General features: G+C 67.8%; 13 protein-coding genes and 1 pseudogene. 4 read left to right on the forward strand and 10 right to left on the reverse strand.

Translation table 11 applies throughout. The features are described 5' to 3' along the window. The first annotated feature begins 39 nt into the window (after nt 1-39). On the forward strand, nt 40-1,476 hold the full coding sequence (gene pyk, locus MKK58_RS20490; RefSeq protein WP_243914351.1) for a pyruvate kinase: 1,437 nt from the start codon (nt 40-42) through the stop codon (nt 1,474-1,476). A 56-nt stretch (nt 1,477-1,532) separates the two neighbouring features. Here the strand turns inward: pyk and MKK58_RS20495 are convergent, their stop codons facing one another. The 3 genes from MKK58_RS20495 to ykgO form a co-directional block, all read right to left on the reverse strand. Next, complete coding sequence (locus MKK58_RS20495) at nt 1,533-2,513, reverse strand: alpha/beta fold hydrolase (RefSeq protein ID WP_243914352.1); 981 nt, start codon at nt 2,511-2,513, stop codon at nt 1,533-1,535. A 5-nt stretch (nt 2,514-2,518) separates the two neighbouring features. Next, entirely contained in the window at nt 2,519-3,124 is a 606-nt protein-coding gene (locus tag MKK58_RS20500) for a hypothetical protein (protein ID WP_243914353.1), read from the reverse strand. An 81-nt stretch (nt 3,125-3,205) separates the two neighbouring features. Beyond that, the gene (gene ykgO, locus MKK58_RS20505) at nt 3,206-3,331 is read right to left on the reverse strand and encodes a type B 50S ribosomal protein L36 (protein ID WP_056222898.1); all 126 of its coding nucleotides are present in this window, start codon (nt 3,329-3,331) and stop codon (nt 3,206-3,208) included. Between the two features lie 547 nt (nt 3,332-3,878). Between ykgO and MKK58_RS20510 the strand changes: the two genes are divergently transcribed. After that, nucleotides 3,879-4,274 carry a PilZ domain-containing protein gene (locus tag MKK58_RS20510; RefSeq protein WP_243914354.1) on the forward strand — a complete coding sequence of 132 codons (396 nt, stop codon included), beginning with the start codon at nt 3,879-3,881 and terminating at the stop codon, nt 4,272-4,274. 119 nt (nt 4,275-4,393) lie between these two features. On the opposite strand, the gene hpnH is transcribed toward MKK58_RS20510, so the two are convergent. Then, nucleotides 4,394-5,557, reverse strand: a complete 1,164-nt coding sequence (hpnH, locus tag MKK58_RS20515) for an adenosyl-hopene transferase HpnH (RefSeq protein WP_243914355.1) — start codon at nt 5,555-5,557, stop codon at nt 4,394-4,396. A 609-nt stretch (nt 5,558-6,166) separates the two neighbouring features. Here hpnH and MKK58_RS20520 point away from each other — a divergent pair. Beyond that, on the forward strand, nt 6,167-8,839 hold the full coding sequence (locus MKK58_RS20520) for an MMPL family transporter (protein WP_243914356.1): 2,673 nt from the start codon (nt 6,167-6,169) through the stop codon (nt 8,837-8,839). Nucleotides 8,840-8,924: 85 nt separating this feature from the next. On the opposite strand, the gene hpnK is transcribed toward MKK58_RS20520, so the two are convergent. The 5 genes from hpnK to MKK58_RS20545 all read right to left on the reverse strand — a co-directional run bounded on the left by hpnK (nt 8,925) and on the right by MKK58_RS20545 (nt 14,406). Next, nucleotides 8,925-9,761, reverse strand: coding sequence for a hopanoid biosynthesis-associated protein HpnK (hpnK, locus tag MKK58_RS20525; protein ID WP_243914357.1), 837 nt, complete (start codon nt 9,759-9,761; stop codon nt 8,925-8,927). Nucleotides 9,762-9,893: 132 nt separating this feature from the next. Continuing rightward, nucleotides 9,894-11,324: a hopanoid biosynthesis associated radical SAM protein HpnJ gene (gene hpnJ, locus MKK58_RS20530; protein WP_243914359.1), complete on the reverse strand. Its 1,431-nt coding sequence runs from the start codon at nt 11,322-11,324 to the stop codon at nt 9,894-9,896. 55 nt (nt 11,325-11,379) lie between these two features. Beyond that, nucleotides 11,380-12,558 carry a bacteriohopanetetrol glucosamine biosynthesis glycosyltransferase HpnI gene (gene hpnI, locus MKK58_RS20535; protein WP_243914361.1) on the reverse strand — a complete coding sequence of 393 codons (1,179 nt, stop codon included), beginning with the start codon at nt 12,556-12,558 and terminating at the stop codon, nt 11,380-11,382. A 118-nt stretch (nt 12,559-12,676) separates the two neighbouring features. Further along, a complete protein-coding gene (locus tag MKK58_RS20540; RefSeq protein WP_409565280.1) occupies nt 12,677-13,309 on the reverse strand; it encodes a phospholipid-binding protein MlaC in 633 nt (210 codons plus the stop codon). After that, nucleotides 13,300-14,406 (reverse strand): flippase-like domain-containing protein, encoded by a 1,107-nt coding sequence (locus tag MKK58_RS20545; protein WP_243914362.1) that lies wholly within the window; start codon nt 14,404-14,406, stop codon nt 13,300-13,302. The genes MKK58_RS20540 and MKK58_RS20545 overlap by 10 nt, the downstream gene beginning before the upstream one ends. A 212-nt stretch (nt 14,407-14,618) precedes the next feature. On the opposite strand from MKK58_RS20545, the gene MKK58_RS20550 reads away from it, so the two are divergent. Then, nucleotides 14,619-15,800 carry an amidinotransferase gene (locus tag MKK58_RS20550; protein ID WP_243914363.1) on the forward strand — a complete coding sequence of 394 codons (1,182 nt, stop codon included), beginning with the start codon at nt 14,619-14,621 and terminating at the stop codon, nt 15,798-15,800. 85 nt (nt 15,801-15,885) lie between these two features. On the opposite strand, the pseudogene MKK58_RS20555 reads toward MKK58_RS20550, so the two are convergent. Continuing rightward, a pseudogene (locus MKK58_RS20555) lies at nt 15,886-16,060 on the reverse strand (sugar transporter); the annotation flags it as partial.

Raw genomic sequence — 16,060 nt, forward strand, 5'->3', positions numbered from 1 at the left:
CTGAAATCGACGGGGCGATTCTTGGGGATGGAGACCACAGTGAAACGTTCACGCCGCACGAAGATCATCGCGACGCTCGGTCCGGCCTCGGACACCCCAGAGATGATCGAGACGCTGTTTCGCGCCGGCGCCGACGTCTTCCGGCTCAACATGAGCCACCTCCCCCGCGAGAAGCTGCCCGAGAAGATCGAGGTCATCCGGACGATCGAGCGGGAGCTGAAGCATCCCATCGCCATCCTGGTGGATCTCCAGGGACCCAAGCTGCGCGTCGCCGCCTTCGCGGAGGGTTCGGCGATCCTGGAGAACGGCGCGACCTTCGTCCTCGACAGCGATCCGACCCCCGGCGACGTCGGCCGCGTCTTCCTCCCCCATCCGGAGATCCTCTCTGCGCTGGAGCCGGGCCATTGCGTGATCATCGATGACGGCAAGCTGCGACTGACCGTGACCGAGGTCTCCGAGGGCCGCGCGGTGACGCGGGTCGAGGTCGGCGGCCGCATCTCCAACCGCAAGGGCGTCTCGCTGCCCGATACGGTGATTCCCGTGGCGGCGATGACCGAGAAGGATCGCGGCGACCTCGACGCCGCCCTCGCGGCGGGGGCCGACTGGATCGCGGTGTCCTTCGTGCAGCGGCCCGAGGACGTCGCCGAGGTGAAGAAGGTGGCCGCCGGCCGCGCCCTGGTGATGGCCAAGATCGAGAAGCCGCAGGCGCTGACCCGCCTGGAGGAGATCATCGAGGTCTCCGACGGCCTCATGGTGGCGCGCGGCGATCTCGGCGTCGAGATGCCCCTGGAGCAGGTGCCGGGCGTGCAGAAGCGCATCACCCGCGCCTCGCGCCGCATGGGCAAGCCCGTGGTGGTCGCCACCCAGATGCTCGAATCGATGATCACTGCGCCGGTGCCCACCCGCGCCGAGGTCTCGGACGTGGCCACCGCCGTCTACGAGGGCGCTGACGCGGTCATGCTCTCGGCCGAGAGCGCTTCGGGCTCCTTCCCGGTGGAGGCCATCACCATGATGAGCCGGATCGCCGAGCAGGTGGAGCGGGACGCCCTCTACTGGACGATCCTCAGCGCCCAGCGCTCGGAGCCCGACGCCACCGCCTCGGACGCCATCGCGGCCGCCGCGCACCAGATGGTGGATGCCCTGGGGCTCACGGCCGTGATGGCCTGGACGCATTCGGGCTCCACCGCCCTGCGGCTCGCCCGCTCGCGGCCCAACGCCACCATCATCGCCCTGACGCCGAAGCGCGAGACCGCCCGGCGCCTCGCACTCTGCTGGGGCACCCATCCCATCGTGACGAAGGACGCCAGCGACGTCGACGACATGGCGTTCCGGGCCGCGAAGTTCGCCGTGCGCGAGCGCTTCGCGGAGATCGGTGGGCGCATCATCGTGGTGGCGGGCGTGCCCTTCGGGACGCCGGGCGCCACCAACCTCGTCCGCATCGCCTTCGTGACCCGCGAGCACGCCGCGAAGGCCTGAACCGTGAAGCCCTGAGCGCTGCCCCCGGACCCCATCGGGAGCGGCGCTCAGGGCGCTCAGGGCGCTACGGCGGGCTCGGCGATTTGCTCCACCGCCTCCACGATGCTGCGCGTCGCGACCACGTGGACCATGTGCCCGATGCCCGGGAGGACGACGAGCCTGGACCCGGGGATCAGCCCGGCCAGGGGTCTGGCGTGCCGTGCCGCCGGGACGATCGCGTCCCGGTCGCCGGTGATGATCGTGGTCGGCACGGCGATCTCGCCGTAGCGTCGGCTCTGTACGTTCAGAGCCTCGGGCAGGCTCAGGAGATCCTGCACGTTGGCCAGCATGGTCGACGGGCGCAGCACCAGTGCGGCACGGCTCGCCTCCAGATAGGACGGCGGAGCGTCCTGCGGTCGGAACACCGACTGCCCGGCGCGATCGAGATAATAGAGGCCTACCGGCGTCGCGACCGTGCGGCTCAGCAACCAAGCCACCGGGGGCTTCAGCGCCAACCGGTAGTACCACGGAATCGGCCCCGGGTCGGGGAGCGGCATCGCCACCGGCGACACCAGGACGAGGCTGGCCACACGGTCGGGGTGGTTCAGGGCCAGGGCCGTGGCCAGGGCGCCTGACCAGGAATGCCCGAGGATGATCGCCGGGCCGATCCCGAGCGCGACGAGCGCTTCTGCGACCGCATCCGCCTGAGCGGCGGGCGTCGCCATGGCGGCCCCGCCGGGCCGGTCGCTCCAGCCGAAACCGGGCCGATCGAGGGCGATGACCCGGAAGCCTGCGTCAGCGAGGCTGCGGCCAAGATCGGCCATCGGTTCGGCGGCGTTGGCTGAGGCGCCGTGCAGGAGCACCACCGTGCCGCGCCGCGAGGGGTTTGGGCCTGCCTGGATCGTGGCGATGCGTCCGCCCGTCACCGTCACGAACGGTCCGGCTGGAGGGTAGCGCGCCTCGATCCGGGCGGTGATGAGGAGGGTCACGCCGGCGGCGATCAGGCCGAGGACGATCCCGCCGGCCAGGATCGAGAGAACGATTTTCAGACCGAGCATCCAGGTTACAGGTCGCGACCGTCGATATCCGGGGCGAGCCGGTCGATCGCCGATTGCAGGCGATCCATGCGCGGGTAGAGCGCCGAGGCGCGTCGGAAGGCCTCCAGGGCGCGCCGCTTGTCGTCCATGGTCTGATAGATGCGCCCGAGCGCCGCCCAGGCCTCGTAGTGGCGCGGCTCCAGCACGAGGGTGCGCTGGAGATCGGAAATGGCCGCTGCCGGATCGGAGAGCATCCAGAACACCGTGGCCCGCCGGTTCCACCCCTCGGACCAGCCGGGCTCCAGGGTGGTGGCCCGGTCCATCAGTTCCACGGCGAGGGGCAAGTCCTGACTGGACATGGCCTGCCGGGCGCGCTCGGTCAGGAGATCGGCCGTCGCGCTGCCCGAGCGTCCGAGCCGCTGCTCGATGAGCCGCGCGATGCCCTTGGCCTCCGCGTCGTCTCCCGCCGCCTTCAGACGGGCGAACAGGTCGTCGAGGCTTATGGGCTGCTTCTTCTCCGCCTTCCGGCCTTCCGGCGCGGGTTCGGCGAAGGATACGGGGGCGAGGACAACGCAAAAAGCCGCGACGAGCGCGGCTTTGAGATAGGATCGGTTCGGGCGGTCTCTCAGCATCCCGGGAGCTTCCTCGCCCCGGGTGGCGTCGTCAACCCGCGCGCTTGCCGCGCCCCTCGTGGGCGCGCGGCGGAGGCTCGCTCAGCCCTGGCGGGCCTTGAAGCGCTTCTGCGTCTTGTTGATGACGTAGACGCGGCCCTTGCGACGCACGATCTGGTTGTCGCGGTGACGGCCACGGAGGGACTTGAGGGAGTTGCGAATCTTCATCGGTCTCACGTCGGCCGGGTCTTGAGCCCGCCGCCTGTCCAAAGGGTCTCGGGAACGAGGCACCTGACGGCGGCCTCGGCGATGTGTCGATGCATCGCGGAAAGGCGGTTGCCTTATCAGGATTCGCTCCGGCAAGGCAAGGCTTGCGGCGACTTTCCGGCGCGAAGCGCGCACGCAACGCCGATCGACCGGGGCGCCGAGGGCCTTGCCGAACCGCGCACGGCATGATCCCGGGCATGTCGAATGCGGTCCGATGCCACCGGTTCATCCACCTGGACGTGAAGCGGGCATTCGCGTTCTACTTAGAGACGGGAACTACGACGACCGGTCATCTTCACTGAAATGCACGATGGCACGTCTACACAGGACGTTCGGAAGAGTTCTGCATAACGTTTCCGTGAGGTCTTCAGCATCCCAGGGGCCGCCGGATGGTCGCACGCAGCGATCGGTGTCGAATCACAGTCTTGATCATCCGTTCCGGTATGGCTCCGTAAAGGATTTGTCTGCGAAACGTTGTCGACGCTTGCGAAATGCGGAGAGTTCTACGGTGGCGGCGGAAATGGAGCAGTCGACACCCGGCGAGACGGTCGCGCGCCGCGAGGAGCGCAGTCCGACGAATTGGATCGCCACCATCCGCCTGCGGGACAACACCGAGATTCCCTGCACCGTGAAGGACGTTTCGAAATCCGGGGCGAAGATCGGCGTGCCGGGCTCCCAGGTGCTGCCGGACGTGTTCATGCTGCGGATCATCGGCCGCGATTTCCTGTGCCTCGTGCGCCTCGCCTGGCGGCGGGGCGACTATGCCGGCGTGCGCATCGAGCGCGTGGGCAAGGTGCCCAAGGCGCCTGGAACCGAGGACGGATCGCGCTTCTCCAGCGGTGGGCAGCCCGAAGCCGGCGGCATCGGCGTTCCGTCGCGCAAGCGCGGCATCTCGAACTTCTGACCGGACAATCGGCTCACCGGGTCGCCGCAGGCAGCGCGAGCTCCGAAAACACGAAAGCCCCGTCTGCCAGGGCAGACGGGGCTTTCGCTCGTCGGAGATGTCCGACCTGACCCGAAGGATCAGGCGGCGGTGCGGTTGCGGGCTTCGCGCTTGGTGTCGACGCCCGAGGCTTTGATCTCGGACAGCTTCTGGGCGACGTTGCGCGAGAACACGAACTCGGCCGGACGCTGGTTCTCCAGGCTGACCTCGGGGGCCATCTCACCCTCGGTCTTGATGCCGCGCAGGGCGTGGACCAGGGGCTTCCAGGGCTTCTTCACGGAATCGACCACCGAGGAGGCCTCGTAGCCCGAATGGACCATGCAGTCGGCGCACTTCTCGTAGTTGCCGGTGCCGTAGGAATCCCAGTCGGTCTCCTCCATCAGCTCCTTGAAGGTCGCAGCGTAGCCCTCGCCGAGGAGGTAGCAGGGCTTCTGCCAGCCGAACACGGTGCGGGTCGGGTTGCCCCAGGGGGTGCAGTGATAGGTCTGGTTGCCCGCCAGGAAGTCGAGGAACAGGCCCGACTGCTGGAAGGTCCACTTCTCGCGACCCTTCTCCTTGCCGTGCCGGAACACGCCGCGGAACAGCTCCTTGGTCGCCTTCCGGTTCAGGAAGTGCTTCTGGTCGGGGGCGCGCTCGTAGGCGTAGCCCGGCGAGACGGTGATGCCGTCGATGCCCATCTTCGTCACGCTGTCGAAGAAGTCGGCGATCTTGTCGGCGGAGGAGTTGTTGAAGAACGTGCAGTTGATGGTGACGCGGAAGCCCATCTCCTTGGCCTTCGCGATCGCCGCCACCGCCTTGTCGTAGACGCCGCGCTGGCACACCGACTGGTCGTGCATCTCCTTGTCGCCGTCCAGATGGATCGACCAGGTGAAGTACGGGCTGGGCTTGTACTCCTTGATCTTCTTCTCGAGGAGCAGCGCGTTCGTGCAGACGATCGCGAACTTCTTCTGCGCGATGATGCCCTCGACGATCTGCGGCAGATCCTTGTGCAGCAGCGGCTCGCCGCCGGCGATCACGACGACGGGTGCACCGCACTCGCGCACCGATTCCAGCGCGTCTGCGACCGGCAGCCGCTTGTTCAGGATCTCATCCGGATAATCGATCTTCCCGCACCCGGCGCAGGCCAGGTTGCAGCGGAACAGGGGCTCCATCATCATCACGAGCGGGTAGCGCTTGCGACCGGTCAGGTGCTGCTTCAGGATGTAGCCGCCGATCTTCGCGACGTACCGGATAGGGATGCCCAAGACGCGGCTCCTTGTTGTTGGCCCCGATGTATCGGGCTGTTTAACGTGAAAAAAGGCCAAATTCCAGCGACCTAGGCTGGAACCAATCTGAAACGCCCGAATCTGGCCCGGTTCTTCGAACTTCGCGAAGCGCTGGGGCAATCCGGCCACATGCGCCACGGGCCGGGCCGCCGGTCCGTCCGATCGTTCGGGAACCTATCCCAGGCCGGAGCGCTTTTTCCTATGCGATCGGCACATGTCCGAACTGCAGCTTGACCGCTGCCTTGCGCATGTCACCGATGGACTTTCGCGACTTCCCATTCTGTTGCGGTGCGAAATCACACCTTCGGCAGAACGGTCGGCCAATCCGCCTGTGTGCGTTGCAATCGGGCACGGGGATCGATAGTTGGGCGGGTCGCACTTTGGCCTGTCGTCCGTTTCGCCGAGAACGCGTATCGGACGCGACGGTCCACAGGCCCCGGTCGGGCGTGGATTCGGGATTCGCGCCGACAGGTGGTAACCGGCGGCACTAGACAGATCGATCTGCGTCTCGCGGCCGTCCGGGCCGTCGCGCCCCGCGAGGGGCGCCGGGGCGACGCAGATCGCATCGCTTAGGCAGGTGAGACACTCGTGATCGAACGGCTCGTCGCGTTTTCTGTCCAGCGTCGCTGGCTGGTCATAGCTCTCGTCGCACTCGTCACGGCTGCGAGTGCCGGCGCTGCGGCCCACCTCTTCAAGATCAACACCGATGTCGAACGGCTGATCGACAAGGACGTGCCCTGGCGGCAGGACGAGATCAACTACGAGAAGGCCTTCCCGCAGCGGACCGGCACCCTCGTGGCGGTCATCGACGGCAAGACGCCGGAGGAGGCCGAGGAGGCCGCGGCCAACCTCGCCAGCGCCCTGGCCAGCCACAAGGACATGATCGAATCGGTCTATCGGCCGGATGGCGGTGCCTTCTACGAGAAGAACGGCTTCCTCCTGATGTCCCAGGAGGAACTGACCAAGACCACCGAGCAGCTCGTGCAGCAGCAGGGTCTCCTCGGTCCGCTCGCCGCCGATCCCTCCTTGCGGGGGATCATGCGGGTGCTCGGCCTCGGTGCCCGCGGCATCAAGAGCGGCGATGCCAAGCTCGAGGACCTCGAGCGGCCGATGACGCAGATCGACGGGACCATCCGCAAGGTCCTGGCCGGCGAACCGGCCCGCATGTCCTGGCAGATGCTGCTGTCCAACGGGAAGACGCAGAGCACCGACCTGCGCAAGTTCATCATGATCCAGCCGGTGCTGGACTACAACGCCCTGCAGCCCGGCGCTGAGGCGACGGAGCTGGTGCGCAAGGTCGCCACCGAGCTGAAGATCAACACCCTCGGGGCCCCCGAGATCGCGGCGGCGCCGCGCATGCGCCTGACCGGCCCGGTGGCCGTGGCCGACGACGAGTTCGCGACCCTCTCGGAGGACGCGCTTCTGAACTACAGCGTCACTGTCGGCGCCATCGTACTTTTCCTCTGGCTGGCCCTGCGATCGGCGCCGCTGATCGGCGCGGTCCTGATAACGACCTTCGCGGGCCTCATCGTGACCGCCGGGCTCGGTCTCCTCATGGTCGGCGAGCTGAACCCGATCTCGGTGGCCTTCGCTGCCCTCTTCGTCGGGCTCGGCATCGATTTCGGCATCCAGTTCGCCGTGCGCTACCGGGCGGACCGCTTCGAGCAGCCCGACCTGCCCTCCGCCATGAACGCGGCGGCGCGCGGCGTCGGCTGGTCCCTGACGCTGGCGGCGATCTCCCTCATCGCCGGCTTCTTCGCCTTCCTGCCGACCGCGTTCCGCGGCGTGTCCGAGCTCGGCCTGATCGCCGGCGTCGGCATGATCGTGGCCTACCTGTTCTCCTTGACCCTCTTGCCCGCCCTGATCGCGGTGTTCCGGCCGAAGGGTGAGCGCGAGGCGGTGGAGACGACGTGGCTCGCCGGGGTCGATCCCTGGATTATCCGCAACCGCAAGCCGATCCTGATCGGTGTGGCGCTGATCACGGTGGCGGGCATTCCGCTGCTCTTCAAACTGCCTTTCGATTCCAATCCGATGCACCTGCGCAGCCCGAAGGTGGAATCGATCTCGACCTATCTCGACCTGATCAAGGATCCCGAGACCAGCCCGAACCTGATCGACGTGCTGGCCCCCTCCACCGAGGCGGTTCCAGCTCTCGCCGAGAAGCTCGGCAAGCTGAAATCGGTCGCCAAGGTCATCGACATCAACACCTTCGTCCCGCCGGACCAGGAACAGAAGCTCGCCACCATCGCGGAGACGGCACAGCTGCTCGGGCCGGTGCTGAACCCCGCCCGCAAGCCACCGCCGCCGACGGACGCCGACAACGTCAAGGCGATCAAGGAGGCGGCGACCGCCCTGCGCGGCATCGCCACGGGTTCGAGCGCACCCGGCGCCAAGGCGGCCGGGGCCTTGGCGGACGACCTCGACAAGCTCGCGGCCTCCCCGGTGGCGACCCGCGAGGCGGCCAGCGTGGCCCTGACCAAGGACCTCAAGACGCTGCTGACGCGTCTGTCGGGGCTTCTGAACCCGGAGAAGATCACCCTCGACAACCTTCCGCCCAAGCTGAAGGCCGAGTGGATCGCCGCGGATGGGCGCTCGCGGATTGAGATCCATCCGAGCGGTGACGCCAACGACAACCAGGTTCTGCGCCGGTTCGCCAAGGACGTGCAGAGCGTCGCGCCGCACGCCACCGGCGCGCCCGTGGCCACGACCTCGTCGAGCTACACCATCCTGGGCGCCTTCCTCCAGGCGGCCATCACCGCCCTGGTGCTGATCTTCATCATCCTGTCGGTGGCCCTGCGGAAGCCCTGGGACGTGGCCATGACCCTCGGCCCCCTGGTGCTGGCGACCCTGTGGACCCTGATGGCCCTGCACATCGTCGGCATGCCCCTGAACTTCGCCAACATCATCGCGATGCCGCTGATGCTGGCGGTGGGTGTGGCCTTCCACATCTACTACGTCATCGCATGGCGGGCCGGCGTCACCGACATGCTGGCCTCCAGCCTGACGCGGGCGATCTTCTTCTCGGCGCTCACCACCGGCACGGCCTTCGGCTCACTGGTGCTGTCGAGCCATCCCGGCACGGCCAGCATGGGCAAGCTGCTGGCCCTGTCGCTGTTCTTCACGCTGGTGGCGGCCTTCTTCGTGGTACCCGCCTTCCTCGGGCCGCCGCCGAAGCAGCCGGACCCGAAGCGCCCCGAGGGCGATGCCGCGCTGCCGCCGTCCCTTCAGCCGCGGCAAACCGAGGCGATGCCGGTGAAGTGAGGCTGGCCGCGCAAAGGCGAGGTGAAACGAAGAAGGGGCGCGGATCTGATCCGCGCCCCTTCTTCGTTTCCGGTGGATCGTGCGTTCAGGCCAGAAAGTCCGAGAAGCCGCCGCGGCGCAGCCCGGACGCGGCCGCCAGGGTCTCGGGAGCGATGAGGGCGTCGCGTTCGGCCGCATAAGCGTAGCCCGGCGCCTCGCCGGGGAAGCCGCCGCCCGTCGCCGGATGGGTGTAGAGTTCGGTGAGCCCGTCCGGCAGGTGCCTGAGGAGGCCCGCGACCCGGGCCGGCGTCATCGCGCCGGACCAGGCGAGGCCGAGGGTGCGGTCCGGGATCAGCAGGCCCGCTTGCCGAGCGCGAACCGCCAAGAGGGCGGCCCAGGGCGCACTGTCGAGGGCGGCCTTCGGATCGGCGCCCGGCTCCGCCGCCCGAAGGACGGCGCGCGTCTCGCGCGGAACGCGCAGCGCCCGCATGCCGTGGCGCTTTCCGGCGGCCAGGACGAGGCCGGCGATGAGCGGATGCACGTGGAAATGCTTGTGGGCGTTGACGTGGTCGAGTGGCAATCCGGTCGCCCGGTAGGCCTGGAACTGCGCTTCGATCTCGGCGGCGAGCTGCCGGCGCGCCGAAGCCTTGAGGGCGAGGTCGAGGCCGAGCCGGCCCATGTCGCTGCGAATGAGGCCGTCCGCTCCGACGAGGTCGGGCAACGCGGACGGCGGCAGCGTCGGCCAGGCCTCCACCATCACGAGATGGAGCCCGACCCTCAGGGACGGCAGGCGCCGTGCCCGCGCCACCGCATCGGCGGCGGCGGGAGCCGACACCATCAGGCTCGCTGCGGTGAGGATGCCCTCGCGATGGGCCTGCTCGACCGCCTCGTTGACCTCGAGGCTGAGGCCGAAATCATCGGCCGTCACGACCAACCGCTTCACGGGACGACTCCGGGTGGCGCGAGGCCGGGGCTCGCGTGGGATAGGAAAAACGGCCCCGCGCCCGGCAGGTCCACGACGGAAAACGGCCGGGCTTTTCAGCCCGGCCGCCTTCGATCGATTCTCGTGCGCGGCTTAAGCGGCGGCGCTGGTCTGGCGCTCCTTGAGGAAGCGGTAGAACTCTACGCCCTCGCGCAGGCGGCGCTTCATCATGTCGGGGGAGCGCACCATCTCGGAGACGATGGAGGCGATCTTGGGGGCCCGGAAGTAGAACTTCTTGTAGAACTCCTCGACCGCCGCGAAGATCTCGGTGTGCGACAGGTGGGGATAGTGCAGCGGCGCGATCTGCACGCCGTTCTCGTCCACCAGCTCGGCGTTCTCCACGTCGAGCCAGCCGTTCTCGACGGCCTGCTTGTAGAGGAAGGTGCCGGGATAGGGGGCCGCGAGCGAGACCTGGATCGTGTGCGGGTTGATGCGCTTGGCGAAGGCGATCGTCTCCTGGATCGTCTCCTTGGTCTCGCCCGGCAGGCCGACGATGAAGGTGCCGTGGATGGCGATGCCGAGATCGTGGCAATCCTTGGTGAACTTCTCGGCCACCTCGACGCGCATGCCCTTCTTGATGTTGTTCAGGATCTTCTGGTTGCCCGACTCGTAGCCGACGAGGAGCAGGCGCAGGCCGTTCTCCTTGAGGACCTTCAGGGTCTCGCGGGGCACGTTCGCCTTGGCGTTGCAGGACCAGGTCACCCCGAGCTTGCCGAGTTCGCGGGCGATCTCCTCGGCACGCGGCAGGTTGTCCGTGAAGGTATCGTCGTCGAAGAAGAACTCCTTGGTCTGGGGGAACTCCTTCAGGCAGTACTTGATCTCCTCGATCACGTGCGCGACCGAGCGGGTGCGGTAGGTGTGGCCGCCCACCGTCTGCGGCCAGAGGCAGAAGGTGCAGCGCGACTTGCAGCCACGGCCCGAATAGAACGAGATGTAGGGGTGCTTCAGGTACCCGATGAAGTACTTCTCCATCTCGAGATCGCGCTTGTAGACCGAGGTCACGAACGGCAGCTGGTCCATGTCCGTCATGATCTCGCGGTCCTCGTTATGGACCACGACGCCATTGGCATCCCGGTAGGACAGGCCCTTGATCTCGGACATCGGGGTGCCGTCCGCGACTTCCTTGACGGTGAAGTCGAACTCGTTGCGGGCACAGAAATCGATGCACGGCGCCTGGGCCATGGAACCGGCGGCATCCACCGCCACCTTCGCGCCGATGAGGCCCGCGATGAGCTTCGGATTGGCGGCCTTGAGCGCTTCGACGGTCTTCACGTCCGACTTGAAGGACGGCACCGAGGTGTGGAGCACCACGAGGTCGAAGTCGTTCGCCTGAGCGACGATTTCGTCGAGCTTGATGTTGTGGGGCGGCGCGTCGATCAGCTTCGAGTTCGGCACCAGGGCGGCCGGCTGGGCCAGCCAGGTCGGGTACCAGAACGACTTGATCTCGCGCTTGGCCTGATAGCGGGAACCGGCGCCCCCGTCGAAGCCGTCGAAGGTGGGAGCCTGGAGGAAGAGGGTGCGCATGGGGTTCAAGGCCTCAGCGAGATCAGGGAACAGGTGAATCGAGGTCGGGCGAAGATCAGAGCGGCGATGCACCAGCATCGCGGCCGAGCCTCGTCTCGGGGATCAAGGTGCCATCCGCAACCACGCGATAATCATGGCCCTTCCATGTCACCGCCCCCGAGACGAAGCTCCAGGCGAAGTTCATGAAGGAGAGGATGTCGCGAATCGGCAACAGCCAGTAGGGATGCGGGGCGAGGCCGAAGGCGCGCTCCAGGCGCATGCACAGGACGATGCGGCAGGTGAGCGCGAAGGCCGCGGCCGCCAGGGCCGTGGTGCCGGCGCCCGGGATCATGGCACCGATCAGCGCGAGCGGAAAGGCGTGGGTGACGAAGGAGCCGGCATAGCCGCCCGGATCGACGTTGCGGATGGTGCGGTTCCAGCGCAGCTCGTGCCGCCACAGGCTCGCGAGGTCGGTGTCCACGCAGGTATGCCCGATGGTGAAGTTCGGAATCGCCACGATTCCGCCCTGGGCGCGCAGGGCTTCGCCGATGGCGTAGTCGTCGGCCAGGTCGTTCCGGAACGCCTCGAAGCCGCCGATCTCGGCGAGCGCCTTCGCCGTGAAGGCGATGGTCGAGCCGAAGCACGGATTGGCGAGGCCGAGCGAGGTGCCCATCACGACGTTCGGCAGGAACTGCACGTCGATGGCCAGCGCCGAGAGGTGGGCCCAGACTCCCCGGTTCGCCGGCACGCCGTGATACAGACAGGTTACGCCGGAGACGCCGGGCCGACCGAGCTCGGCGACGACCCGGCCGAGATAATCCGGCTTCACCACCATGTCGCTGTCGGCGAGCACGACGACATCGTGGGCGATCCGCGCCGACATGTTGATCAGGTTCGAGACCTTCCGGTTCGAGCCGTGCTGGCGGGCATCGACTACGAGGTCGAGGCGCAGGGACGGATAGGCGGCCTGGAGGCGATGGACCACGGCGGCGGCCGGATCGGCGGCGTTCTGCACGCCGAACACGATCTGGACGGGACCGGCATAGGCCTGCTGGCAGAACGTCTCGAGGTTCTCGTAGAGGTTCGGCTCGAGGCCGCAGAGCGGCTTCAGGATCGTCACCGAGGGGGCGTCCGCGCCGAGGACCGGCGCCGCCTTGCCCGCGAAACGCCCGGCCAGGGCGGCCGCCGTCAGACCGTAGAGGCAGCCGACCAGGGCGATCAGCGGCAGGATGTGCGGGAGCCAGGTCAGGTCCATGGGGGGCATCGCTCGGTCACGGGTCTCGTGAGAGTGCCGCGAAATCGAGCGGCGCGAATCGTCTTGGGAGAGGCTTGGGGGCGAGGAAGGAAGAAAGTTCCGGCTCTCTTCCCGAACTCTAAGGCGCTGGTTTGGCGGCGAGCATACCGGTGGTGCGATCGCGCATGAATGTCAGGAGGGCGTCCGCGCCACCGACCTTCAACGGCTCGGCGAAGCTGCCGCGCAGGCTGGCGACCTCGCTGACATTGCCGTTGAGGTAGACGTCCTGGACCCGGTTGTCGGGGCCGAGGAGGAAATCGATCTGCGAGGTGTCACCGTCCTTGTTGGCGACCTCGGTCTGCACCACCCGGTTGGGCCCGCGCGCATCGCTCTGCGGCTTCACCGTGAACTTGCCGCCGGCGGCCTGGGCGAGGCGCGTCGCGTAGGTGGCGGTGAAGTAGCGGCCGAAGGTCTCGGTGAGGGCGGCCTGCTGCTCCGGGGTGAACGATTTCCACTTCGCCCCGACGGCGAGGCGCACCATCGCGGCGAAGTCGAAGCTCTCGCTCAAGGGGCCGCCGATGGTGGCGGCGCGGGCCGCGACGTCCTTCGGGTTCTCCTTCAGGGCGGTCTCGAAGCTCGCATAGACTCGGGCGATCGTGCCGGCGGCCGGGTCGTCCGCCGCGCGAGCCATGGGGGCGGCCTGGATCAGGCTCGCCACCAGGGCGGCCCGGACGAGGTGCTTCAGACGCGACGCGTCCCGATTCAGGCGCACTTCTTGAGTTCTCCCAACTCGGTGTCGGCCCGCGTCGCGCGCGCGGCGGCGAAATCATTGGCGAGGCCATAGGCCGGCACCGGAACGAGCGCGTCCCGGCGCAGGCCAGTTTCGGTGTGCGGGCCAGCCTCGTCCGCGTCCGCGGTGGGGCTACCCTCCAGGGCATGCCAGGCGAACAGGCCGGGGACCCCGACGAGGAGGTCGGCGAGGCGCTTGACCAGCGACAGGGCGAGGGCCGCCTCGGCCGGGATTCCGAAGATGGCGCACAACGCGATGAGGCCGCCCTCCTGGGCACCCAGGGCTCCCGGCACCGCGAAGGCGGCGCCGCGGACCGCCTGGGCCAGGCTCTCGATCACCACTGCCTCGACGATGCTCACGGGGTAACCCATGAAGTGGAGGGCGACGTAAACCTCCACAGTGCCGATCAGCCAGCCGACGAGGTGGATGCCCATGCCGCCCGCGACCCGGGCGCGATTCCCGTAGAGGCGCTTGAGGCTTGCGTAGAGCACGTCGATGGCGCCCAGCGCCTGCCATTCGCGCGAGCCCGCGAACTTACCGACCAGCGCCTGGACGACCTTGTGGCCGCTGCGGCGCTGGATCAGGTAGAAGGCGCCGAGGGCCGGGGCGGCCAGGGCGAGACCGCCCGCGACGGTGCGCACGATGGGACCGTCGCCCGCGAGGTGGATCAGCAGGGCGACGCCCGCGACCGTGAACAGGAACTGCGTGACCGCCTGGGTCATCAGGTCGACGAACATGCTGGCGCCCGCGATGCCGCCGGGCACGCCGCGCTTGGTCAGCAGCCGCGCGGCGACGAAATCGCCGCCGACCTGGGCGACGGGGAGCAGCGTGTTGATGCCCTCGCGCACGAAGCGCAGCGTCACACTGGCGCCCAGCGTCGGGCGCGCATCCTTGGGGAAGATCACGAACCAGCCGAGCCCGGCCCAGGCCACCGCGAACGCGCGGGCGGCCACGACGATGAGCGCGCCCCAGCCGGCGCTCACCACGGCGGCGGCCACGTCCTCGAGCCCGGAGGACAGGAACAGGCCCACCACCGTGCACAGTCCGGCGATCAGGGCCAATGTCGTCAGACGCTTCATGGTCCCCTTTCGGCCAGCAGCGCGGGGCTTCCTGTTTTCGGAAATCCGCCGCGTTTCCGACCGCAAAAAACCGCCGGAAACGGTGAACGTCTTCGGAAGTTGCAGCTTTGGGAACCGTTGTCTATCACCCCGGAGACACAGTCAGAACCAAAGCGGCACAGGGCGGAAGGCCCGTGAAACGGCCGTCGGGGCAGGCAGGGAAACGAATTTCGATGGACCGCGAATCACACATCACGGCTGCCGAGGCTGTGCACGACGACGCGCACACCGACGGCTACGGCAGCGCCGCTGCCGGCACGGGCCGCGTTCCGGCTCCGCATTCGCCGGTCATGGCCTGGAACGAATGGGACCCGCTGGAGGAAGTCATCGTCGGAAGTCTCGACGGTGCGACCATTCCGACACACCACCTGACGGTGATCTTCAACCTGCCGCGGGCCGCCCAGCCGTTCTACCGGTTCGCCTCGGGCTTCCGCTATCCGAAGTTCATGAAGAAGCTCGCCCAGAAGGAGCTCGACAACTTCATCGCGATCCTGGCGGGCGAAGGCGTGAAGATCCGGCGCCCCGACGCGACCGACTTCTCGCGCAAGTTCAAGGCCCCGCGCTGGTCCTCCCGCGGCTTCTGCGTGGCCTGTCCGCGCGACCCGTACCTCGTCATCGGCGACGAGATCATCGAGAGCCCGATGTGCTGGCGCTCGCGCTACTTCGAGGGCGATGCCTACCGCTCGCTGTTCAAGGAATATTTTCGCGCCGGGGCTCGGTGGACCTCTGCGCCGCGTCCGCAACTGACCGACGACCTCTACAACTACGACTACCGCGTGCCGAACCTGAAGGCCGGCGAGCCCATGCAGTTCACCGTCAACGAGTTCGAGCCGGTCTTCGACGCGGCCGACTTCGTGCGCTGCGGCCGCGACCTGTTCGTGACCCGCTCCAACGTCACCAACCTGATGGGCATCGAGTGGCTGCGCCGCCACCTCGGTCCGGGCTTCCGCATCCACGAGATCGAGAGCCGCTGCCCGCAGCCGATGCACATCGATTCGTCGTTCATGCCGCTGGCGCCCGGCAAGGTGCTGGTCAACCCGGACTACATCGACGTCGAGAAGCTGCCGGCGGTGCTCAAGAAGTGGGACGTGCTGATCGCGCCGCGCCCCGACCCCGTCGAGGGCTTCATGAGCAAGATCTCGATGTGCTCGCCCTGGACCTCGATCAACGTCCTGGCGCTCGACGAGAAGAAGATCGTCGTCGACGCGAGCCAGCCGACCCTGATCAAGGCGCTGAAGGACTGGGGCTTCGATCCGATCCCGGCGCCGTTCCTGTCCTACGGCCCGTTCGGCGGCTCGTTCCACTGCGCCACCCTCGACGTGCGCCGCCGCGGCACGCTGAAGTCCTACTTCTAGGATCGGCTCGGCCGAGGTTCGACGAAGAAGGGGGGCGCCGTGAGCGCCCTCCTTTTTTCGTGGCCCGTCCTTTCGTAGCCCGTACCTACCGGGCGGTGGCGTAGAGGGATGCGCCGGCGGAGACGGGGGCGGTGACGGTGGAGAAGACGGAGAGGACCTTCTGGACCTCGGTGAAGGGGGCGTTGGAGACGTAGACGAGGTCGCGGTTGCGCATGCGGAAGGCCTGGGTGAGGAACAGGCTGTTGGGGTCGCGCATGTTG

Origin of the sequence: Methylobacterium sp. J-078 (assembly GCF_022829285.1) — a bacterium.
Classification (GTDB): Bacteria; Pseudomonadota; Alphaproteobacteria; order Rhizobiales; family Beijerinckiaceae; genus Methylobacterium.